The sequence below is a fragment of the Thioclava electrotropha genome (assembly GCF_002085925.2).
Taxonomy (GTDB): domain Bacteria; phylum Pseudomonadota; class Alphaproteobacteria; order Rhodobacterales; family Rhodobacteraceae; genus Thioclava; species Thioclava electrotropha.
Window position 1 is genome coordinate 3,097,972 of the sequence record NZ_CP053562.1, and the last position, 20,463, is coordinate 3,118,434.

Annotated in this window: 20 protein-coding genes and 1 tRNA gene; 9 read left to right on the forward strand and 12 right to left on the reverse strand. The window is 64.8% G+C overall.

Features of this window, described 5'->3' with window-relative positions; all coding sequences use genetic code 11:
- Positions 1-64 precede the first annotated feature (64 nt).
- Positions 65-1,903: a heavy metal translocating P-type ATPase gene (locus AKL02_RS14790; RefSeq protein ID WP_083078997.1), complete on the forward strand. Its 1,839-nt coding sequence runs from the start codon at positions 65-67 to the stop codon at positions 1,901-1,903.
- A 48-nt stretch (positions 1,904-1,951) separates the two neighbouring features.
- On the opposite strand, the gene AKL02_RS14795 is transcribed toward AKL02_RS14790, so the two are convergent.
- The 5 genes from AKL02_RS14795 to AKL02_RS14815 all read right to left on the reverse strand — a co-directional run bounded on the left by AKL02_RS14795 (position 1,952) and on the right by AKL02_RS14815 (position 5,026).
- Positions 1,952-2,425, reverse strand: a complete 474-nt coding sequence (locus AKL02_RS14795) for an outer membrane lipoprotein (RefSeq protein ID WP_083078996.1) — start codon at positions 2,423-2,425, stop codon at positions 1,952-1,954.
- A 147-nt stretch (positions 2,426-2,572) separates the two neighbouring features.
- A tRNA-Arg gene (locus AKL02_RS14800) sits at positions 2,573-2,649 on the reverse strand.
- Between the two features lie 42 nt (positions 2,650-2,691).
- Positions 2,692-3,159: a GNAT family N-acetyltransferase gene (locus AKL02_RS14805; RefSeq protein WP_083078995.1), complete on the reverse strand. Its 468-nt coding sequence runs from the start codon at positions 3,157-3,159 to the stop codon at positions 2,692-2,694.
- A 68-nt stretch (positions 3,160-3,227) separates the two neighbouring features.
- Positions 3,228-4,121 (reverse strand): lytic transglycosylase domain-containing protein, encoded by an 894-nt coding sequence (locus AKL02_RS14810; RefSeq protein WP_083078994.1) that lies wholly within the window; start codon positions 4,119-4,121, stop codon positions 3,228-3,230.
- 56 nt (positions 4,122-4,177) lie between these two features.
- The gene (locus AKL02_RS14815) at positions 4,178-5,026 is read right to left on the reverse strand and encodes a COG3904 family protein (protein ID WP_083078993.1); all 849 of its coding nucleotides are present in this window, start codon (positions 5,024-5,026) and stop codon (positions 4,178-4,180) included.
- Between the two features lie 163 nt (positions 5,027-5,189).
- Between AKL02_RS14815 and AKL02_RS14820 the strand changes: the two genes are divergently transcribed.
- The 4 genes from AKL02_RS14820 (at position 5,190) to AKL02_RS14835 (ending at position 10,603) form a co-directional block, all read left to right on the forward strand.
- Positions 5,190-7,256, forward strand: coding sequence for a [FeFe] hydrogenase, group A (locus AKL02_RS14820; RefSeq protein WP_083078992.1), 2,067 nt, complete (start codon positions 5,190-5,192; stop codon positions 7,254-7,256).
- A 223-nt stretch (positions 7,257-7,479) separates the two neighbouring features.
- A complete protein-coding gene (locus tag AKL02_RS14825) occupies positions 7,480-8,697 on the forward strand; it encodes an efflux RND transporter periplasmic adaptor subunit (protein ID WP_232621633.1) in 1,218 nt (405 codons plus the stop codon).
- Positions 8,694-9,398, forward strand: coding sequence for an ABC transporter ATP-binding protein (locus AKL02_RS14830; protein ID WP_078541903.1), 705 nt, complete (start codon positions 8,694-8,696; stop codon positions 9,396-9,398). Before AKL02_RS14825 ends, AKL02_RS14830 begins: the two co-directional genes overlap by 4 nt.
- Positions 9,398-10,603 (forward strand): ABC transporter permease, encoded by a 1,206-nt coding sequence (locus tag AKL02_RS14835; RefSeq protein ID WP_078520321.1) that lies wholly within the window; start codon positions 9,398-9,400, stop codon positions 10,601-10,603. The genes AKL02_RS14830 and AKL02_RS14835 overlap by 1 nt, the downstream gene beginning before the upstream one ends.
- A 71-nt stretch (positions 10,604-10,674) precedes the next feature.
- Here AKL02_RS14835 and AKL02_RS14840 read toward each other — a convergent pair whose 3' ends face one another.
- Both AKL02_RS14840 and AKL02_RS14845 read right to left on the reverse strand, forming a co-directional pair.
- Positions 10,675-11,205 (reverse strand): hypothetical protein, encoded by a 531-nt coding sequence (locus tag AKL02_RS14840; protein WP_083078990.1) that lies wholly within the window; start codon positions 11,203-11,205, stop codon positions 10,675-10,677.
- 355 nt (positions 11,206-11,560) lie between these two features.
- Positions 11,561-11,872: an ETC complex I subunit gene (locus AKL02_RS14845; protein ID WP_078520323.1), complete on the reverse strand. Its 312-nt coding sequence runs from the start codon at positions 11,870-11,872 to the stop codon at positions 11,561-11,563.
- 412 nt (positions 11,873-12,284) lie between these two features.
- Here AKL02_RS14845 and uvrB point away from each other — a divergent pair, with 412 nt between their 5' ends.
- On the forward strand, positions 12,285-14,468 hold the full coding sequence (gene uvrB / locus AKL02_RS14850) for an excinuclease ABC subunit UvrB (protein ID WP_083078989.1): 2,184 nt from the start codon (positions 12,285-12,287) through the stop codon (positions 14,466-14,468).
- Positions 14,465-15,223 carry a DUF6782 family putative metallopeptidase gene (locus tag AKL02_RS14855; protein WP_083078988.1) on the forward strand — a complete coding sequence of 253 codons (759 nt, stop codon included), beginning with the start codon at positions 14,465-14,467 and terminating at the stop codon, positions 15,221-15,223. Before uvrB ends, AKL02_RS14855 begins: the two co-directional genes overlap by 4 nt.
- A 3-nt stretch (positions 15,224-15,226) precedes the next feature.
- Here AKL02_RS14855 and AKL02_RS14860 read toward each other — a convergent pair whose 3' ends face one another.
- Positions 15,227-15,826, reverse strand: a complete 600-nt coding sequence (locus tag AKL02_RS14860) for a rhodanese-like domain-containing protein (RefSeq protein WP_078541906.1) — start codon at positions 15,824-15,826, stop codon at positions 15,227-15,229.
- A gap of 76 nt (positions 15,827-15,902) precedes the next feature.
- On the opposite strand from AKL02_RS14860, the gene AKL02_RS14865 reads away from it, so the two are divergent.
- A complete protein-coding gene (locus AKL02_RS14865) occupies positions 15,903-16,367 on the forward strand; it encodes a YdcF family protein (RefSeq protein WP_083078987.1) in 465 nt (154 codons plus the stop codon).
- Between the two features lie 15 nt (positions 16,368-16,382).
- Here AKL02_RS14865 and AKL02_RS14870 read toward each other — a convergent pair whose 3' ends face one another.
- The 4 genes from AKL02_RS14870 to AKL02_RS14885 all read right to left on the reverse strand — a co-directional run bounded on the left by AKL02_RS14870 (position 16,383) and on the right by AKL02_RS14885 (position 18,742).
- Entirely contained in the window at positions 16,383-16,655 is a 273-nt protein-coding gene (locus AKL02_RS14870; protein ID WP_083078986.1) for a hypothetical protein, read from the reverse strand.
- 102 nt (positions 16,656-16,757) lie between these two features.
- Entirely contained in the window at positions 16,758-17,075 is a 318-nt protein-coding gene (locus tag AKL02_RS14875) for an antibiotic biosynthesis monooxygenase family protein (protein WP_083078985.1), read from the reverse strand.
- A gap of 162 nt (positions 17,076-17,237) precedes the next feature.
- Entirely contained in the window at positions 17,238-18,281 is a 1,044-nt protein-coding gene (locus AKL02_RS14880) for a TRAP transporter substrate-binding protein (protein WP_083078984.1), read from the reverse strand.
- A 272-nt stretch (positions 18,282-18,553) separates the two neighbouring features.
- The gene (locus AKL02_RS14885; protein ID WP_172976163.1) at positions 18,554-18,742 is read right to left on the reverse strand and encodes a hypothetical protein; all 189 of its coding nucleotides are present in this window, start codon (positions 18,740-18,742) and stop codon (positions 18,554-18,556) included.
- 312 nt (positions 18,743-19,054) lie between these two features.
- Between AKL02_RS14885 and AKL02_RS14890 the strand changes: the two genes are divergently transcribed.
- A complete protein-coding gene (locus tag AKL02_RS14890) occupies positions 19,055-20,359 on the forward strand; it encodes a UDP-glucose dehydrogenase family protein (protein WP_083078983.1) in 1,305 nt (434 codons plus the stop codon).
- Positions 20,360-20,463 lie beyond the last annotated feature (104 nt).

Here is a 20,463-nt window from a genome sequence, read left to right on the forward strand (position 1 = left end):
CGCGCACGCTTTGGAGATGTGAGGCGCCATCGACCGTGAGACGTGCAGAAGGACCACAGACCGGATGGAACAGCGCGGAACCGACCGTCTGAAACTCGCCCTCCTCGCGCTCGCCGTAGCGGCGCTGGTGGTGGGCCTCGCCTTCTGGGCGGCTGGCGCGGACGCCTTGGCGAAAGCCAGCTGGACCGTCGGCGTCGTGCCCACCCTCGCCGCGCTTGTCTTTGAGATCTCCCGCAGCCTCCGGCGCGGCGAAGTCGGTCTGGATATCGTGGCCGCTCTCTCGATGACCGCCGCGCTTGTCTTCGACGAAACGCTCGCCGCGGCGGTCGTGGCGGTGATGTATTCCGGCGGCACTTTCCTCGAGAGCTTCGCCGAGGGCCGCGCCCGGCGCGAAATGCACGACCTGCTCTCGCGTGTCCCACGGACCGCAACGCGGCATCGCGATGGCGGGCTGGAGGATATTCCGCTCGACGAGATCGCCCCCGGGGATCGCCTGCTGATCCATCAGGGCGACGTGGTGCCGGTGGACGGATCATTGGCCTCCGAGACGGCTTTTCTGGACACATCGGCGCTGACCGGGGAGTCTCTGCCGGTTCGTTTGGCGCATGGGGCCGACGTCATGAGCGGCTCGACCAATGCAGGCGAGGCGTTCGATCTGATGGCGGTGCGGCCCGCGAAGGACAGTACCTATGCCGGGATCGTCCGGCTGGTCGAGGAAGCCCAGGCCTCCAAGGCCCCGATGTCGCGCCTCGCGGATCGCTGGTCTCTGGGCTTTCTCGTGGTCACGCTCGCCATCGCCTTCGCGGCGTGGTGGTTCACCGGAGACCCGATCCGCGCGGTCGCCGTTCTCGTGGTCGCCACCCCCTGCCCGCTGATCCTCGCCGTACCGGTCGCTCTGGTGGCGGGGCTCTCGCGCGCGGCGCATTACGGCGTGCTGATCAAAGGCGCGGGACCGCTCGAGACGATGGCGCGCATCGGCACGCTGGTCCTCGACAAGACCGGCACCCTGACCGAAGGCCGCCCGCAGATCGTGTCGATCGACAGTCACGACGGGATGGAGGAAGACGAGATCCTGCGCCTTGCCGCCGCCCTCGATCAGGCCTCGAAACATCCGGTGGCACAAGCGATCGTCACCGCCGCGAAAGAGCGCGGCTTCACCCTGCCCGTCCCGTCGGATGTGGCGGAAATCGCGGGCGAAGGCGTCGTGGGTCATGTCGAGGGGCGCAAGGTCATCGTCGGTGGCGACGACTTCGTGGCGGCGCGCGTCGGGCGCAAACCGGGCGACCACCCGACGATGGCCGCCGGGGCGGTCCTCGTCGCCGTCGCCGTGGACGGGCGCATGGCCGGGCATCTGGTGATGGCCGATCCGCTGCGCGAAGATGCGGGCGCCATGCTCGACGGGCTGCGTCACGAGGGGATCGAACGGATTCTGCTCGCCACCGGCGACCGAACGGATGTGGCCGAACGCGTGACCGAGGGGCTCGGCCTCGACGGGCTGCGCGCGGGCCTGACGCCGGACCAGAAAGTGCTCCTCGTGCTCTCCGAGCGCAAGCATGGGCCGGTCATGATGGTGGGCGACGGCGTGAACGACGCGCCCGCGCTCGCCGCCGCAGATGTCGGCGTCGCAATGGGCGCGCGCGGGGCCGCCGCCTCGGCCGAAGCGGCCGATGTGGTGCTTCTCGTCGACCGGATCGATCAGTTGCGCGCGGGCATCGAAATCGCCGCATCCTCGCGGCGGATCGCCTTCGAGAGCGTCGCCGCCGGGATCGGCCTCTCGGTGCTGGGCATGATCGCAGCCGCCTATGGCTACCTCACGCCGGTGGAGGGCGCCATTTTGCAGGAGGCGATCGACGTCGCCGTGATCCTGAACGCCCTGCGCGCCCTTCGGATCAGGCCCAAGTGAAGACGCAAAGCGACGTCGCGCCCTCACCCAAGCCTGTGCCCAGTGGCGTTATCGCAGGTAAACCTGATTGCCGCTACGCACGACGCTCACCCTGTCGCCGACGCGGAACTGGTTCGACATCTGGATGACCGTAATCGAGCCACCATTGTCGAGCCGCACGGTCCACGCATAGGACGTGTAGGTGCCGCCTTGGCTGGCGACGTTGCTGCCGATAATTGTGCCCGCGATCGCGCCCGCGCCGGTCATCACGTCCTTGCCGGTTCCGGAGCCGAACTGGTGCCCGATCACCGCGCCGACGAGGCCGCCCGTGACTGCGCCGACGATCTGGTCGCCGTCGCTGGTGCGGCGCATCGTGACCGGCTGCACCGAAACGATGCGACCATATTCGATGCTGTCATAGCTGTAGGTGGTGCGCGGGCCGGGACCCGGACCGGTATAGGGACCGTTCGCATAGGGACCCGGCGTCGGGTTGCAGGCAGCAACGCTCAGCGCCGCAGGGAGAACAAGAAGAAAAATACGCATTTTGAACCTCCATGGTAGCTCCGCCGCATGTCTTTGACATCCGGGCGTAAAAGAAGCTTGCCGCGATTCAGAGCGCGTTTCCTTGTTTTCGGACAATAAGAGAGAATAAGTCGCAGGCGGAGGCCGCGTCGCAAGAAGCGAGGATTTTGGCGATCCCTCGAGGACTCGAACCCCGAACCTGCTGATTAGAAGTCAGCTGCTCTATCCAGTTGAGCTAAGGGACCGCGTGGCCCCCTAAATGCGCGATCGGCGCGCGCGGTGCAAGTTCAGATCGCGCGCATCAGGAAGACGGAATTCGGATCGGGCTGGTAGCCGACATAAGGCCCGCATTCGGCAAAGCCCGCCCGCAGGTAAAGCTGGCGCGCCGGGGCGAAGGAGTCCTGCGATCCGGTCTCGAGATAGAGCCGCGCCATACCTTCGTCGCGCGCCGCCGAGATCAGCTGCTCGAGCATCCGCTGGGCGAGCCCCTGCCCGCGCATCTCGGAGAGGATATGCATCGATTTGATCTCGCCCTCATCGGGCGCGATGCGCTTCAGCGCGCCCATGCCCACCGGGCGCCCCGCCTGACGCATCACGAAGAAGGAAATGCCGGGCGCAGCCAGCGCATCGGGCGGCAGCATATGGATCGACTCGGGTGGCGTATCTTCGTGCATCGCCGTCGCGTGGCGGGTGTGAAGCTCTGCAAGATCCGCGCCCAGCGGGGTCTCGCGCGCGATTTCGATCGTGTCTTCCATGGGGCACCCTCATCCGTGTCGGCGGCAGATTAGGCGCGGCGCGCGCGAGCCTCCAGCGCGAAAACGCCTTAGTTGCGGATGACTTTGCAGAACCCGCCCTGTCCGCGGATTTTCCCGCAGGTCGCCAGCGCCTGCTTGCGCGAACCTGCCGGGACTTGCGCCGTGTATTGCGCGCGTCGCCCGAAGCCCGGCATCACCGCGCGCACGAAGCGCAGCTTGGCGTCGCCAATCGCGCCGGAATGACGCGCAGCGGCCCGTTTCCCGAAGACCTCAGCCGACCGCTGGGTGCGCCCGGCGGCCACGATCACGCCCCAGGGCGGGACAGGATCGCGGAACTCCCGGATCGCCCTGCCCTTCGCCAGTTTGGTGCAGGCCGCAAGGAAGGGCGTCTCCCCATCGAGCCGGAAATCCACCTCCTCGGGCGGCGTGTCGCGCCAATCCTCCGCCGAATGGCCGGTAATCGCGCGCACATAGGCGCGGGTCTCGCCCGCAAGCCCGCCGGTCTTCGCGATGAACCCCGCCGCACGGTCCTCGCCGCCGTTATAGCCGATCGCCGCGAGACCGGGATTGCCGAAGCGTGCGGCCATCTCCGCCAGATAGCGCGCCGAGGCTTCGATCGCTTCGGCCGGATTGAACGGGTCGGCAAGCGCGCGCAGCCGCGCCGTGCCGGGCATGAACTGCGCGATCCCCTGCGCACCCGCCGGGCTGATTGCCGCCGGATCGAACCGGCTTTCGCGCCAGAGAAGCCGCGCGAAATAGCCCGGGTCGATCCCTGCCTCCCGCGCCGCGTTTTCGATAAGCCCGCAGGTATCGGCGAAGTAGTCTGTCAGCCCGATGCAGCGACGTCCGTCCTCGGTGCAGCGCAAATCCAGCGCTGGCGGCCCGATCATCTCCCGCGCAGGCTGCGCGTTCAGCGCCCCCGCGAGGACACAGAAAAACAGGGCTGAGAGGAGGGTTTTCATCACTGAAAATTAGCGGGAATTCCGGCATGGCGCCAGAGCGACGTCGAGGCCGAGCCTTAGTCGCGCAGCACACCGGCGGCGGCGAGCACTTCGCGGTCCGGGCGCCAGATATCGCGATGCGGTGTCGCGAAGGCGCGCGTGGAGAAGCTGGCACTCACGCCGCGATCGCGCAGGAAGGCCCGGTCGATCGCCTCCTCTTTCGCGACGTCGATCGGCAGCGGATAGGCTTTCAAGCTATAGCCGTGAAAGCCCAGCTTTCCCTCCGGCCCAAGATCGCGATGCGCGCCCGCCATGAAGATCAGCGTGCAGGCGGAATAGCAGCGTCTCGTCACCTGCGTGTTCAGCCCCCGCGCCAGCACGCGTTGCGCCAATGCGCGCGCGGCGAAGACCTGACCGCCGGCACTGTCGAGATCAACCGCCGAGACGCCCGTCGCCGGGGTTGCCTCGAACCGCGCCAAGAGATCGTAGCCGATATCGCCGGTCAGATAAGCGACGCCGTTGCGCACCTCCAGCGGCTGCGGCCCGGCATAGGCGGCCGGCACCAAGGCCGCTGTCTGCCGCGCGGCCTGATCGAGCGCATGGGTCACCGTCACCACCGCGACCGCCACCACCGCCACGCGTCCGGCGAGCAGCACATGGCCCCGCGCCTGCGCGTCGATCCAATGCGACAGGCTGCGCCACGCGCCCACCAGCTGCCACAGCGCCAGTGTCATGTCTGCGAGGAAGAGCAACCCGAAAAGCGGCATCGAGAGCGGCGACGGCAAGGCTTGCCACAGCTCGGCGACCGCCAACCGTCCGCCGATCAGCACCACCACGAGCGCGATCCAAGGCGGGCAGTCGCCCTGCCAATAGCTGTTGAGCCCCCAGTGTGAGGCAGGCTGAAATATCCGGGTGGCTCGGGCCATTTACGCCGTCCTTTCGAGCACCATCGAGCCTCAGTCTAGCACAGCTGGCCGCGAAAATGGGAATTTGCCGAATGTGACGGCACTGTGAGACAGTGCTGAAGACGCAGGCCTTCTGCCACGGCGACGGCCTCTGCTATACTGAGGAGACGGGAGGTCCCTTCGCATGATCACGCTTACGATCAACGGGCGGCACGTCGAAGTCGACGAGGGCACCAGCTTGCTGGATGCGGCGAAGCTGGCTGGCATCCATATCCCGACGCTCTGCTATTACCCCGGCCTGCCCGCCCATGCCGTGTGCCGCATGTGCCTCGTGGAGATCGAGGGCAGCCACAATCCGCAACCGGCCTGCCGCACTCTGGCGAAGGAGGGCGATGTCGTAGCGACGGACACCGAGGCGCTGGCGGCCTTTCGGAAAGCCGATGCGCAATGGCTGCTCGCGCGCCATCCCAATGACTGCATGCGCTGCGAGGTGAACGGGGCGTGCCAGCTCCAGCGGCTCGTCCATGAGAACCAATGGGAGGAGCGCTGGCCGAAGATGCCCGCCGGGGCGCCTGCCGCCTCGGAAGAGCTCGCAACCGATCACACCTCCCCCAGCATCTGGCGCGACCTGTCGAAATGTATCGAATGCGGGTTGTGTGCGGAGGTCTGCGGCGACAGCGTCCAGAACCAGAATGTCATCGGGTTCGCCAATCGCGGCTTCGACCGGCGCCCCGTCACCGTCTTCGACGTGCCGCTGTCGCAGACCAATTGCATCTCCTGCGGCCAGTGCACGCTTGTCTGCCCTGTCGGCGCGCTGATCGAGGCGCCGCATTGGCACGCGGTGCTGCGCACGCTCGACGCCCATCGGCGCGTCTCCGTGGTTCAGGTGGCCCCGGCGACCCGCATCGCCATCAGCGAGGAATTCGGGCTGGAGCCGGGCACTGTCAGCACCGGGCGCTTGATCAACGCGCTGCGGCTTTTGGGGTTCGATTACGTGTTCGACACCAATTTCGCCGCCGATCTCACGATCATGGAGGAAGGCACCGAACTGCTGTCGCGGATCGAAGCCCGGACGGAGCTGCCGCTGTTCACCTCCTGCTGTCCGGGTTGGGTGAATTGGGTCGAGTTGAACCGCCCCGATCTTCTGCCGCATCTTAGCACGACCAAATCCCCCCAGCAGATGCATGGCGCGATTGCAAAACGGGGCCGCTTTGCGCGCGCGCTCGGGCCCGATTTCGCGGAGGGCAAAGCCGAGCCCTATGTCGTGAGCGTGATGCCCTGTACCGCCAAGAAGGACGAGGCCCAGCGCCCCGGTGTCTCTGGCGACGTGGATCATGTGCTCACCACCCGCGAACTGGCGCGGATGATCCGGTCGCGGGGCATCCCGTTCGGGGCGCTCTCCGAAGACGGGCAATTCGACAGCCCGCTGGGCGAGAGCACCGGGGCCGCCCAGATATTCGGCGCCTCCGGCGGGGTCATGGAGGCGATGGTCCGCACGGCTGCGCATTTCAAAGGGGTCGAGCACGATCTGCCGCTGGAATGGGAGGCGCTGCGCGGCGTCCGTGAGGGCGTGAAGACCGCGACCATTCCCGGCGTCGGCACCGTGGCCGTGTGCAACGGGATCGCCTCGGCCCAGCGCATGCTGGAAGACGAGGCCTGGCGCGACGACTATGTCGCGATCGAAGTCATGGCCTGCGTCGGCGGCTGCCTCGGCGGCGGCGGCGAGCCGAAATCCATGGACCCGCATATTCTGCAAAAACGCGCCAAGGCGATCTACAGCGTCGATGCGAAGGCACCGCGCCGCCGCTCCTATGAGAATGCGGATGTGCAGGCGCTTTATGCCTCGGAACTGGGCGCGCCGAATTCCCCGACGGCGCACCGTCTGCTCCACACCCATTACGCCGCCAGACATTCCGAGCGCTCGCTGCTGATGCGCTTTCTGGATTGCGTGGACCGGCGCGACGGTGCGGCGGCCGCAAAGCTGTTTCATCCCGACGGGGTCTGGTCGACCGCCTCTCCCTTCGGCGTGCTGACCGGCGCGGACGAGATCGCGGGGCTCATCAACGCGAAGCTGCCGCCGAACCTGCGCGGCGCGAAATATGCGCGCCACCAGATGGAGCGCGCCTCGGATATCGACGATCTCACGGTCCTCGCCCCCGACGGGAGCCGCAGCCGCTTCGATCTTGAGCTGAGCACCGTGGACGGTCAGTCGGAGATGGTGATCCAGACCCTCACGCGCACCGTCCTGTGACACTCTCCTGCGCAGGCTTTCCGCGCAACGGGCGAAGACAGGTCACAAATTCATCATCCCGACGATCACAAGCGCGTTTCTTTTTCCTTTCTTGTTCTAGAGCAAAGCCATAGCAGGCGACGGGGTTCATTTTCTCGAACGTAATACTCCCGCCCGAGCTTGCGGGGAGAGAAACCGGAACGGATGAACGATGCCAAGCCAGAGCCGCGATGAAATCGAAAAAATGCTGTCCACTGCGAAGAGTGGACGCCCTTGGCGGCTCTGGGCTTTCGGCGCGGGTGCTGTCGTGATCGCGATCGGCGCGTGGCTCTGGCTTGCGCCCTCCGGCGACACCACGGGCACGAGCTATGTGACGCAAGCCGTCACGCGCGGCGAACTGACGGTCACGGTTACCGCGACCGGCACGGTGCAGCCCACGACGGAGGTTGAGGTCTCTTCGGAGCTGTCGGGCACGCTGGACAGCATCGATGTCGACTATAACGACGAGGTCGAAGTGGGTCAGGTCCTCGCGCGGCTCGACGACACGAAATTCAAGGCGCAGGTCGCCAATGCCGAAGCCGCGCTTGCGGCCGCCAAGGCGCAGCTCGCACAGGCCGAGGCCACCCAGAAGGAAGCGACGGCGCTTTATGAGACACAGGCGGAACTGGACCGGCGCGGCGTCTCGACCCATAGCACCTTCGTCACCTATATCGCGCAGCGCGATCGCGCCGTGGCCGCCGTTCAGGCCGCGAAAGCGTCGCTGACGCTGGCCGAGGCGAACCTTGCCTTGGAGAAGGACGATCTGGAGAAATCGGTCATCCGCTCCCCGATCAACGGCGTCGTTCTGGATCGCAATGTCTCGGCCGGTCAGATCGTGGCCGCCTCGCTGTCCGCGCCCACCCTGTTCACGCTGGCCGAGGACCTGCGCCGGATGCAGTTGCTCGTCGATATCGACGAGGCGGATATCGGTCAGGTCGCGGTCGGCAATGACGCGACATTCACCGTCGACGCCTATTCCGGTCGCTCCTTCCCGGCGACAATCACGCAGGTGCGCTACGCCCCCGAGACCACCGACGACGTCGTGACCTACAAGGGCGTGCTGGCGGTCGACAACTCCGATCTGCTCCTGCGCCCCGGCATGACCGCGACGGCGACGATCACCGTGGACGAGGCCAAAGACGAGCTCCTGATCCCGAATGCGGCGCTGCGCTATGCCCCGCCTCAAGAGGTCGAAGATGCGGGCAATGGCGCGAGCGGGCTCATCGGGCTCGTGATACCGAGCCGCCCGAATTCCGAGAGCGGCACCGCAAGCGGCAAATCCGTCTGGGTTCTTCGCGACGGCACCCCCGTCGAAGTGGCGGTCACGCCGGGGGCGACGAACGGCAAGTTCACGATCGTCACCGCGGGCGATCTGGCCGTTGGCGATCAGGTCATCACAGATCAGCGGGATGCATCGCGATGAGTGAGCCACTTCTCGAGTTACGCGGGATCGAGCGCCACTATGGCCACGACGAAACCCTCGTACGCGCCCTCGATGGCGTCGACCTTCGCGTCGAACCGGGGGAATTCCTTGCGATCATGGGGCCCTCGGGATCGGGAAAATCGACCGCGATGAACATCATCGGCTGCCTCGACCGGCCCACTGCGGGGAATTACCTGTTCAACGGTGTCGAGGTGGCGACCCTGAACCGCGACCAGCGCGCCTTGCTGCGCAGGCACTACCTCGGCTTCGTCTTTCAGGGCTACAACCTGCTGCCACGCACCACCGCGCTGGAAAATGTCGAACTTCCCCTGATCTACAAGGGGATGCGCAAGGCCGAGCGCGTGGCGCGGGCCCGTCAGGCTCTGGCGCGGGTCGGACTTGAGGGGCGCGAGGATCACACGCCGTCGCAGCTCTCGGGCGGTCAGCAGCAACGCGTCGCCATCGCGCGGGCGCTGGCGGGAGAGCCGATGGTGATGCTCGCCGACGAGCCCACGGGCAACCTCGACACCAAACGCAGCGTCGAGATCATGAACCTGATGCAGGACCTCAACCGCGAGTCCGGGCTGACCATCGTGATGGTCACCCATGAGGAGGACATGGCCGCCTATGCCTCCCGCCTCGTCGTCTTCACCGATGGTCGCGTCGTGCGCGACGAGAAGATGCACGAAGGAGCGCTGTGATGCTTTGGGAAACCATCCGCCTCGCGCTAACCGCGATCATCCGAAACGCGCTTCGGTCCTTTCTCACCGTGCTGGGTGTGGTGATCGGGGTTGCCGCCGTCATCGCGATGGTGACCGTCGGGCAAGGCTCCTCCGAGCAGGTTTCGGCCAATGTGGAATCGCTCGGCACGAATGTGCTGGTCCTGCGCTCGGGGGCGCGGATGATGGGGCCCGGATCGCGCGATACCGCGCCGCCCTTCAAGCTATCGGATGCAGAAGCGCTGGAGGACCTGAGCAGCCTCTCGGCCGTCGCGCCTGTCGTTTCGACCGCAGCCACGGCGGTCTTCGGTAACAACAATCGCACGACATCGATCACCGGCACGACGTCGCCCTATCTCGAGATCGGAGGCTGGACGATCGCGCTCGGGCGCAGCTTCACCCCGGCGGAGGACCGCAGCGGCGCCAATCTTTGCATCATCGGCGAGACCGTACGGACGACCCTGTTCGGCGCGACCGATCCGACCGGCGAGAAGATCCGCATCAAGTCGATCTCCTGCGAGGTGATCGGCGTGCTGAAGTCCAAGGGCGCCGGGTCCTTCGGGCAGGATCAGGACGACCTCGTGCTGATGCCGGTCCGAACGGTGCAAAGGCGGCTGATGGGCAGTCAGGACGTCTCTTCGATTTCGCTTCAGGTGGCCCGGACGGCCTCCGTGGAGCGGGCGACCTCCGATATCGAGGCCCTGATGCGCGAGCGTCGCCGTATCGCGATCGGTGAAGACGACGACTTCTCGGTCTTCGACATGGCGGAACTGAGTTCGATGCTCAATTCGGTCAACTCGGTTCTCACCGGCCTGCTCTCCTCCGTCGCGGCGGTCAGCCTGCTCGTCGGCGGGATCGGGATCATGAACATCATGCTGGTCTCGGTGACCGAGCGGACCCGCGAGATCGGCATCCGCCTCTCGGTCGGCGCGCAGGCGCATCAGGTCCTGATGCAGTTTCTCGTCGAGGCGGTGGTGCTGTCGGTTCTGGGCGGGATCATCGGCATCCTCTTCGGCCTCGGCCTCGCCTATGTCGCGGCGCAGATCATGGCGATCCCCTTCTCGCCCAGCCTGAACGTCATCGCCCTCGCCTTCGGCTTTTCCGCCGTGGTCGGGATGGTCTTCGGCTACTTTCCTGCACGCCGGGCGGCACGGCTCGATCCGATTGACGCCCTGCATTATCAGTAGATGTCGGGCACAAAGAAAGCCCCCTGCCGCGGAGGACAGGGGGCTTCGGGACGATTGATCTTCAAAGGTGATCAGGCGTTGTTGTCGACCACGACGATCAGATTGCCTTTGGCGTTGATATACGCGGCAGCGACATCCTCGGGCGTGTAGTCGGTGCCATCGAAGACGCTGGACGGAAGCTGGCTGTAATCGGCATCCACGTCAGCGCCCATTGCGTTCTCGAGAGCCGCGGAGCCATTCTCGGCGCCTTCACCCTTCAGATCGGACAGAGCGACGATCTTGGCTTCGCCATCGGTTCCCACGTCATAATCGGCGAACTGGTCGGTGGACGCAGCGCCATTGGCCTGAAGGTCCGCGACGAGCTGACCATAGGTCTTCACCGACCCATCTTGGCCCATTCCACCATTCGAGCCCGCAGTCGTTGCGGCGTCCGTCGATGCGCCCATATCCGCGCTTGCGCCGACATCAGCGCCTGCAGCCTGCGCCGAGACCGATGCGCCAGCGTCCGTTCCGGTGGAGACGTCAGCCTGAGCCAGGGCCGCAACGGGCGCGGCGGTGGCCAGAATACCTGCGAGAGCGATCGACTTGATGGTGTAGGTCATAGTGTTCTCCTTGCATTTCATGCGCCGACCGTCAGCCGGCAGACAGAGAACACTGCAGCGAAGTCACCGTTCCTGAGCGCGGGCAGGCTCGGAAAAACTCTGCTCAAACGTCGAAAATCGTGAGCGCGATAATGCCAAGGAACAAAGCGACGGGCTCTTTGGATGGAACGCAGAGTTACGTCGGAAATTCGGGCCCCGCTCCAACCTGCGCGAGACCGTCGGTGGCACAGGTTGGAACGCAGGAAGAAACCGAAACGCAGCCTGACGCCCCAGCTTCATTCACGTGGAAAACGGGTGATCGCGATACGGAAAACTCTCCCTCAGCCGGGAAAGCTTTCGCCGAAATCGCAAATATTCAGTGCGTCCAGTTCGCGCGGCGGTCGGTGGCGAAGTTCTCGCCATAGCCGCGGGCGCGGACATTCGGAGCGCGCTTATGCGGCTCCGTCACGACGTAATCGATGCCCTTTTCCTTGGCATAGGCTTCGGCCGCCTCGCGGGTCTCGAAGCGCAGCCGCACTTGGGCCTGCGTGTCGTTGGAGCTGGTCCAGCCCATCAGCGGGTCGATCTCACGCGCGTCGGAGGCGACATAGTCGAGATACCAGAACCGCGTCTTCGCGGTGCCCGATTGCATGGCGTTGCGGGCGGGTTGGTAGATGCGCGCGCGCATGGGCAAACTCCTCTGCGATACCTCTGACTTTTCTTAGTGCATCTGAGCCAAATCGCAAGCCCCGGAGCGCAAAGGCGAAAGATGCGCGGCGATTGTGCATGGCATGCCGGACCCTTCGATGACGCCGCCGCCCGCCATGTCCGAAGGATACCGAGAGCCCCGTAAGTTGAGGAACTGCCGACCGGCTGGGGAGCAAGGGGTGGGGGTGGTGCGCCGGCCGGCAGTCTGATGCTGCTTGCAAAAGGCAAGATGCGCGCGACCCGCCATGAATTCAAGCCAAACAGAGACGCAAGACACTGTTAAATATAGACAATTCGAAACTCCGCGTTAAGCCTTCCTTAACGCCTTTCGCAAACCCTTGAATGCGAACGAAAAGAGGACAACTTTGGGGGGCAAGCAAAAGGTCTGAGCGATGCCTCACAACAATACCAATCTGCCCTCCGAACGTCCCGACGTGCTCACCCGCCCCAAGCTGGAAGGCGGCAAGCGGTTCGTGATGCACACTCAGTTCGACCCGGCCGGCGACCAGCCGACCGCGATTGCGGAGCTGTCTTCCGGTGTCGAGGCGCTCGAACGCGATCAGGTGCTGCTGGGCGCGACCGGCACGGGCAAGACCTTCACCATGGCCAAGGTGATCGAGGAGACCCAGCGCCCCGCGATCATCCTCGCGCCGAACAAGACGCTGGCCGCGCAGCTCTACGGTGAGTTCAAGAGCTTCTTCCCCGACAACTCGGTGGAATATTTCGTCTCCTATTATGACTACTACCAGCCCGAAGCCTATGTGCCGCGCTCGGACACCTATATCGAGAAGGAATCGCAGATCAACGAGCAGATCGACCGGATGCGTCACTCGGCCACCCGGGCGCTTCTGGAGCGTGACGACGTGATCATCGTGGCCTCGGTCTCGTGCATCTACGGTATCGGCTCGGTCGAGACCTATTCGGCAATGACGCAGGACCTCAAGACCGGCGATCTGATCGAGCAGCGCAAGTTCATCAACGAGCTGGTGGCGCAGCAATACAAGCGACTCGATGCGGCCTTCCAGCGCGGCGCGTTCCGTGTGAAGGGCGACACGGTCGATCTGTGGCCCGCCCACTTGGAGGACCGCGCCTGGCGATTCTCCTTCTTCGGTGAAGAGCTGGAGGCGATCACCGAATTCGATCCGCTGACCGGGGCGAAGACCGACAGTTTCGACCAAATCCGCATCTATGCGAACAGCCACTACGTCACGCCGCGCCCGACCCTGCAGCAAGCCGCGAAGGGCATCCGCAAGGAGCTGGCGCTCCGGCTGAAACAGCTGGAAGAGGAAGGCAAGCTGCTGGAGGCGCAACGCCTCGAACAGCGCACGAATTTCGATCTGGAGATGCTGGAGGCGACCGGCGTCTGCAACGGGATCGAGAACTACTCGCGCTACCTCACCGGCCGCGCGCCCGGCGAGCCGCCGCCCACCCTCTTCGAGTTCATCCCCGACAACGCGATCGTCTTCGCCGATGAGAGCCACGTCACCGTGCCGCAGATCGGCGGCATGTATCGCGGGGACTATCGGCGCAAATTCACGCTGGCCGAACACGGCTTCCGCCTGCCGTCCTGCATGGACAACCGCCCGCTGAAATTCGAGGAATGGGACGCGATGCGCCCGCAATCGGTCTTCGTCTCGGCAACGCCCGCTGCATGGGAGCTGGAACAGACCGGCGGCGTCTTCACCGAACAGGTCATTCGCCCGACCGGCCTTCTGGACCCGATCGTGGAAATCCGCCCGGTCGAGACGCAGGTGGATGATGTGCTCGATGAGATCCGCACCGTCGCGGCGCGCGGCTATCGCACACTCGTCACCACGCTCACCAAACGCATGGCCGAGGACCTGACCGAATACCTGCACGAACAGGGCGTTCGCGTGCGCTACATGCACTCCGACATCGACACGATCGAGCGGATCGAGATCCTGCGCGACCTGCGCCTCGGGGCCTTCGACGTGCTGATCGGGATCAACCTCTTGCGCGAGGGTCTGGACATTCCCGAATGTGGGCTTGTCGCGATCCTCGATGCCGACAAGGAGGGCTTCCTGCGTTCGGAAACCTCGCTGATCCAGACCATCGGCCGCGCCGCGCGGAACTCCGAGGGCCGCGTCATCATGTATGCCGACAGGATCACCGGCTCGATGCAGCGCGCGATGGACGAGACCGACCGCCGCCGCGCCAAGCAGATCGCCTATAACGAAGAACACGGCATCACACCCGAGACGATCAAGAAGAATGTCGATGACGTTCTGGCCGGGCTCTATCAGGGCGACACCGACATGTCGCGCGTCACCGCCAAGGTCGATGCGGTCAAACCCGGTGCGAACCTGCAGGCGCATCTGGATGACATGCGCGCCAAGATGCGCAAGGCCGCCGAGGATCTGGAATTCGAGGAAGCCGCCCGCCTGCGCGACGAGGTGAAACGTCTGGAAGCGGTGGACCTCGCCGTCCACGACGACCCGCTCGCGCGGCAATCGGCGGTGGAGGCCGCGAGCGAGGCCGCCGTCAAGGCGCAGGGCCGGTCGACGGCAGGACGGCCGGGTCAGCGCGGGGGTGTGAAGCGGAAGAAGGGTCGGTGAGGCTCGCCCGGCACATTGCCCTGAGCGCCTGGCTCGGTGTGATGACCGGACCGGCGCACGCCCAGATCCTCACTTGCGCCGCCCCACCCTTCGATCAGCCGCCCGAAATCGCAGCGCTCGTCACACAGCTGCGTCCCGCCCTCGACCGCTGGCCGAGCCTGCATGTCGCGCTCTTTCAAGACGCTGGCGAGCTGTGTCTCGCCGACACTCTGCACGACGCGCGGGGATATTTCGAGCCGCGCTCCTCCCGGCTCGTGATCGCCACCGACATGGCACCCGCCCTGCAAAAGGCAGTTCTGATTCATGAATTGCGTCATCTGGAGCAGAAATTCCACGGCTCCTGTCCCGATCCGAACCTGTCGATGAAGGAAAATGCCCGCGCGATCTTCGCAATGGAGGCGGACGCGACGACCTTCAGCCTCGCTGTGGCTTGGGATCTGCGCGAAGCCGGGATGCCCGACGCCTGGGACGCGCTTGCAGGATGGCCGATGCAGGACGACATCGCCGCAGCCTTCGAGACAGAAATGGGCCGCTCGGGCGACCTCATCAGCGCGGCCAGCGCCGCTTTCACTCAGTGGTACGCGAAAGATGCACGACGCGAGCTATACTACCTCGCGTCGTGCAGCGACTATCTCGAATCCCGCGACCGGGAACACAGAATGCTCAGCTATGATCGGCTTTCCAGCAGCTTCTTCGACGCGCTTTGCCGGCTACCCGATGGCGAAGCCTACCCTTGCACAGAGCCCGGAGACTGAGGTTCAGCCCCCGCTGACCGTCAGCCCCAGCAGCCGCCATTGCTGCATTCCGCCGCGATAGTAATAGATCTTTTCCGCCGGGAAGCCGGCTTCGATCATGCGGCGTGCGGCAGTGGGCGACTGGCCGCACCACGGGCCGTTGCAGTAAAGCGCGACCGATTTCACGTCCTCGCCGTCGCAGATGAAGCCCTCGAAATCAGGCTGACAGCCGAGCTCGCCCAGACGGTCGGGGGCTTCCATATAGGGAATATTGATCGCACCGGGGATCGCGCCGCCCTCGAAGTCGCGGGTCACCCGCCCGTCTACGACCACCACGTTAGGATCCTTGAGAAACTCCAGCATCTCCAGCTCCCCCACTGGGGTCACGCCGGGGGCCGGAATCATCGGCTGGATGCAGAAACTCGGACAGGGGCGCGAGGTCTTGGCCCAATCGCCCTCGAGCTTGTTCTCGTTATCCTGAATCCGCTTGATCTCGACCGGGCCCTTGGCAGTGTCGACCGTGACGGACATGACGTCGGGGCGAATATTGACCGGCTCGGCGAAAGCGGGCTCGACCAAAACAGGCGCGGCAGCCAGCAGCGCGGCAAGAAAAATGAAACGCATGTTAACCTCCCTTTTTCGTGATCATAACACGACCGCCAGCCTTGTCGCCGGCAGTGTGGACCTTTAGCTCAACGAAATGAGAGCGATTTTGATCCTTGGTGCAGCGGTTTGGGCAGATGGCCTCCCCTCACCCAGCTTGCAGCGGCGCACACGGCACGCGGCGGCGCTGTGGCAGGCGGGCGCGGCGGAGCGGGTGATCTGTTGCGGAGGTGTCGGGCGGCATCCGCCGAGCGAGGCGGAGGTGATGGCCCGGATCTTGCGCGAGGAAGGCGTGGAGGCCGAGGCGATCTTTCTCGAAGATCGCTCGACCAGCACTTACGAGAATATCGGCTTCGCACGGGCGCATCTGGAGAGCGACGAGGTGATCGTCGTAACCGATCCCTATCACGCGCCGCGCGCGGTGATGATTGCGCGGCGGATGAGGCTGCGGGCGCGCGCTGACTGTCCGCCGCATCGGGCGAGCGCGAAGGCCCGCGTCCGCGAAGGGTTCGCCTACTTGAAGCTGGGATGGTGGTTTGCGCGCGGCGGACCTTTGCCCTGAGGCGCGCGCCTTGCGTCAGTCGAGGATCATCTTGCCGATGATCAGCACGATGACCGCGCCGACAAGCGCGATGGCGACGATCGCAAGCAGCCCGCCCGCCGCCAGCACCGCCCCGCCCAGCAGAGCCACGATGAAGGGGGTGATGAGGGCGCCGACCACGCCGATCGCCAGATAGGCGGCCTTGTGGCGCCCGCCCGAGACGACGCTCGCGATCCAGCCCGCCAGAAGACCTGCGAGCACGAGAAAGATCAGGCCGACCGTGCCGATTGCTTGCAGAACGCTTTCCATGATGTCACTCCGATATGTCTTTTCACATCAACGCGATGCGCGCCATGAAGTTCCCTCTCCGCGCAACCATTTCGGCAGCGCAGCAATGCGAGCGCTCGTCCGTCAGAAATCGGCGGATACCTCGTACATCACCGGCTCGAAATTGCGGCACAGCGTGTAGATCACGCGGTTGCGCTCGATCATCTCGGGGCTGCGCAGCATCGCCTGATAGTCGCCCCGCTCGTTCCATTTCGAATAGGTCGCGATCCGCGTGCGCGCGTCGTTCATATGCAGGCCCGCGCCGATGAAACCGGGCGCTTTCGAGATCACCTCGGAATAGGCGGTTTGCAGCTTCTCCATCAACTCATCGGCTGTGGCGGGCGTCATCTCGAAGGTGCAGATCACGGTCTGCCCTTTGAAATCGCTGGTAATCTCGGTCATGGGCGGTCCTCCTCGGCATCATGCTCGCACAGAAGCGCGCAGAAATCACCGCTCTTTTGCGGACCTGCGTCAGAGCGGCAAAAGCGCGAGCGGCGGGACCGCCACGATCAGCGCGATGCGGATCAGATCGGCGCCCACGAACCAGCTCACCGCGCCTTATCCTCAGAACGAATGTTTCTCGATCAGGGCACGGGCGGAGCTCAGTAACTCTTCACCCGGCACCCCCTTCTCTTCCATCTCGGCAACCCATGCATCGATCACCGGCTGCGAGGCGTCTTTCCAGATCGACGTATCCTCGGCCGGGATCGTGATGATCTCATTGCCCAGAGCCATCGCGGCCTGACGCGAGGGGATATCCTCGGCCTGCTGCAGGTGTCCCGCCTGCGCCGAGAACTCAACGCCCGAGACGCTGTCGATCGCGGCCTGCAGATCGGGGTCGAGCGCGGCGTAGCGGTCCTTGTTCATCGCGAGAATGAAGCTCGCCGTGTAGATCGAGGGGCCAGCGAATTGCGTGTGGTGATGGACCAGCTCGCCGATCCGCAGCGAGGCCGAGACCTCCCAGGGCAGGAGCGCCCCGTCGATCGTCCCGTGCGAGAGCGCCTCGGGCACAGCCGGGACCGGCATCTCGACCGCCGTCGCGCCGAAGTGTTCGAGCAGCTTCGTCGTCACCCGCGACGGGCCGCGCAGTTTCAGCCCTTCGAAATCGGGGATCGCGCGCACGGGTTTGTTCGCATGGATCACGCCCGGCCCGTGCACCCAGGCCCCCAGCAGGTGAATGTCGCGGAAATCCGTATCGACCATCTCCGCCTGCGCCAGCTCCCACAGTGCGGCAGACGCGGCCTCGGCCTCGGCGACCAGGAAGGGAAGCTCCATCACCTCGGTGCGCGGAAACCGCCCCGGCGTGTAGCCCGGCAGCGTCCAGACGATGTCGACAACCCCGTCAGTGACCTGATCGATAAGATCGGTCGGCTTCCCGCCCAGCTGCATCGAGGGGTAATGCTGGATGCGCACCCGGCCCTGCGACGCCTCCTCGACCGCCTTGATCCAAGGGGTGAGGATATGGGCGGGCACGAAGCTGGTCAGCGGCAGGAATTGATGCAGGCGCAGCGTGACCTCGGGCTCTGCGGCCAGCACAGGCGGCGCGGCCAAGGCGGCGGCACCGGCGGCAAGGGCGAAACTCTCACGGCGGGTAAATCTCTGGCTCATGCGGGTCTCCCTCTCACGCGGTCCAAAGCGGATTTACCCGGCGGATGCCCCCAACGTCCAGTTTTGCTTTTCGCGAGATGACGGGACCTGTCGTCCGGTCACAGCAGCGGCGCTCGACGCATGGCAAATCCGCCCCTTGCCGCAAAAGAAAAACCCGCGCCAAGCGCGGGTTTTTCCTGTCCCCGGAGCGTCAGGCCCTACCCCGTATCTCCGGAAATGAAAAAGGCCGGAACGCGTACGTCCGGCCCCTTCCAATTCGGTGTTACCCGAAATTAGTTGTTCGAGGCTGCGACAGCAACGCCGAGCAGCAGCAGAACCGGGATGATGATGCCGGCGTTCGAGGACGACGACTGCTCAACCACAACGGGCTCGGGCTCGACGACCGGAGCGGTGTAGCCGCCAGCAAAAGCGGTCGAACCGGTGAGGCCGAGGGCCAGGGCGATGGTAGCGATCTTTTTCATAGTAATCTCCGTCATTACCGTAGGGAGCCGCCGGACTTTTCTGGCAGCTTCCCGGCGAGACTTACACAGCTTCCCGGGATTGCAAAGAGTGAAATACACGGCCCATTCACGCAGAGGCGAAGACTGTTGCACTTTGGCACTTTTCTTGCATGAAATGCCCAGAATTCGTGTCTAACGCGGCACAGGCTACCATTCCGCGCTTCTGGAGCGACGCGGATTCTGAGAAGAATTACGAGAACTTGTCCGGAACCGGCTTGCAATTTCGCCGCCCGGGAATCAAGGCACCGACACAGCACAGGCAAGGACGAGAATATGAAAATCGCGATGATCGGCACGGGCTATGTTGGCCTTGTTTCGGGGGTGTGTTTCTCGGATTTCGGCCATGAGGTCGTTTGTGTCGACAAGAACCCCGCGAAGATTGAAATGCTCGAGGGCGGCCGCGTGCCGATCTACGAGCCGGGACTCGACGAATTGATGGTGAAGAACGTGGAAGGCGGGCGGCTGTCCTTCACCACCGATCTCAAGGCCGCGGTCGCAGACGCCGATGCGGTCTTCATCGCAGTGGGCACGCCGACGCGGCGCGGCGACGGCCATGCGGACCTGACCTACGTCATGGCCGCCGCCGAGGAGATCGCCAACGCGATGACCGGCTATGCGGTGATCGTGACGAAATCGACCGTGCCGGTGGGCACGAACCGTCAGGTCGCGGAGGTCGTGCGCAAGACCCGCCCCGATATCGAGTTCGACGTGGCCTCCAACCCCGAATTCCTGCGCGAAGGCGCGGCGATCGACGATTTCATGCGGCCCGACCGGGTCGTCGTCGGCACCACCTCGGAGAAGGCCGAGGCGGTGATGGGCGAGATCTACCGCCCGCTCTTCCTGCGCGAATTCCCGATCCTCTACACCGATCTGGAAACCGCCGAGATGATCAAATACGCGGCCAACGCCTTCCTCGCGACGAAGATCACCTTCATCAATGAGATCGCGCGGCTCTGCGAGAAGACCGGCGCGGATATCAAGCAGGTCTCGCGCGGCATGGGGCTCGACGGCCGGATCGGCAACAAGTTCCTCCATGCCGGCCCGGGCTATGGCGGCTCATGTTTCCCGAAGGATACGGCGGCGCTGGCGCGGATCGGTCAGGACTATTCCTGCCCGATGGAGATCGTCGAGACGGTCATCAAGGTGAATGACGACATCAAGCGCCGGATGATCGAGAAGGTCGTCGATCTCTGCGGCGGCTCGGTCAATGGCAAGACGATCGCGATCTATGGCGTGACCTTCAAGCCGAACACCGACGACATGCGCGAGGCCCCTGCACTCACCATCGTGCCCGCACTGGTGGGCGGCGGTGCGAAGGTCCGCGTGGTCGACCCGCAGGGCAAGCGCGAGGGCGAGGCGCTGCTGCCGGGCGTGTCCTGGATGGACGATGCCTATGCGGCAGCCGAGAAGGCCGATTGCGTGGTGATCCTGACCGAGTGGAACGAGTTCCGCGCGCTCGACTTGCAGAAGATCGCTGCGACGATGGAGACCGCGCGCATGGCCGACCTGCGCAACATCTACTCCGAGAAGGACGTCAGGAAGGCGGGCTTCGAGGATTACGTGGCGGTCGGGCGGTAAGCCCTGACGGCATAGAAATCGATCCGGGAGGGGGCTCTACCCCCGTCACCGGAGGGCGACAAAACTTAAGAGGGAGGGGGCTCTGCCCCCGCCCTTCGGGCCCC

Excerpts from the sequence above, each read along its gene's own strand:
- AKL02_RS14835 (WP_078520321.1), top strand. The coding sequence starts at position 9,398 with ATGCTTTGGGAAACCATCCGCCTCGCGCTAACCGCGATCATCCGAAAC.
- AKL02_RS14815 (WP_083078993.1), bottom strand. The coding sequence starts at position 5,026 with ATGGCCCGAGCCACCCGGATATTTCAGCCTGCCTCACACTGGGGGCTC.
- uvrB (WP_083078989.1), top strand. The coding sequence starts at position 12,285 with ATGCCTCACAACAATACCAATCTGCCCTCCGAACGTCCCGACGTGCTC.
- AKL02_RS14880 (WP_083078984.1), bottom strand. The coding sequence starts at position 18,281 with ATGAGCCAGAGATTTACCCGCCGTGAGAGTTTCGCCCTTGCCGCCGGT.
- AKL02_RS14860 (WP_078541906.1), bottom strand. The coding sequence starts at position 15,826 with ATGCGTTTCATTTTTCTTGCCGCGCTGCTGGCTGCCGCGCCTGTTTTG.
- AKL02_RS14840 (WP_083078990.1), bottom strand. The coding sequence starts at position 11,205 with ATGACCTACACCATCAAGTCGATCGCTCTCGCAGGTATTCTGGCCACC.
- AKL02_RS14810 (WP_083078994.1), bottom strand. The coding sequence starts at position 4,121 with ATGAAAACCCTCCTCTCAGCCCTGTTTTTCTGTGTCCTCGCGGGGGCG.
- AKL02_RS14870 (WP_083078986.1), bottom strand. The coding sequence starts at position 16,655 with ATGGAAAGCGTTCTGCAAGCAATCGGCACGGTCGGCCTGATCTTTCTC.
- AKL02_RS14890 (WP_083078983.1), top strand. The coding sequence starts at position 19,055 with ATGAAAATCGCGATGATCGGCACGGGCTATGTTGGCCTTGTTTCGGGG.
- AKL02_RS14795 (WP_083078996.1), bottom strand. The coding sequence starts at position 2,425 with ATGCGTATTTTTCTTCTTGTTCTCCCTGCGGCGCTGAGCGTTGCTGCC.
- AKL02_RS14845 (WP_078520323.1), bottom strand. The coding sequence starts at position 11,872 with ATGCGCGCGCGCATCTACCAACCCGCCCGCAACGCCATGCAATCGGGC.
- AKL02_RS14790 (WP_083078997.1), top strand. The coding sequence starts at position 65 with ATGGAACAGCGCGGAACCGACCGTCTGAAACTCGCCCTCCTCGCGCTC.
- AKL02_RS14830 (WP_078541903.1), top strand. The coding sequence starts at position 8,694 with ATGAGTGAGCCACTTCTCGAGTTACGCGGGATCGAGCGCCACTATGGC.
- AKL02_RS14865 (WP_083078987.1), top strand. The coding sequence starts at position 15,903 with ATGAGAGCGATTTTGATCCTTGGTGCAGCGGTTTGGGCAGATGGCCTC.
- AKL02_RS14820 (WP_083078992.1), top strand. The coding sequence starts at position 5,190 with ATGATCACGCTTACGATCAACGGGCGGCACGTCGAAGTCGACGAGGGC.
- AKL02_RS14885 (WP_172976163.1), bottom strand. The coding sequence starts at position 18,742 with ATGAAAAAGATCGCTACCATCGCCCTGGCCCTCGGCCTCACCGGTTCG.
- AKL02_RS14825 (WP_232621633.1), top strand. The coding sequence starts at position 7,480 with ATGCTGTCCACTGCGAAGAGTGGACGCCCTTGGCGGCTCTGGGCTTTC.
- AKL02_RS14805 (WP_083078995.1), bottom strand. The coding sequence starts at position 3,159 with ATGGAAGACACGATCGAAATCGCGCGCGAGACCCCGCTGGGCGCGGAT.
- AKL02_RS14875 (WP_083078985.1), bottom strand. The coding sequence starts at position 17,075 with ATGACCGAGATTACCAGCGATTTCAAAGGGCAGACCGTGATCTGCACC.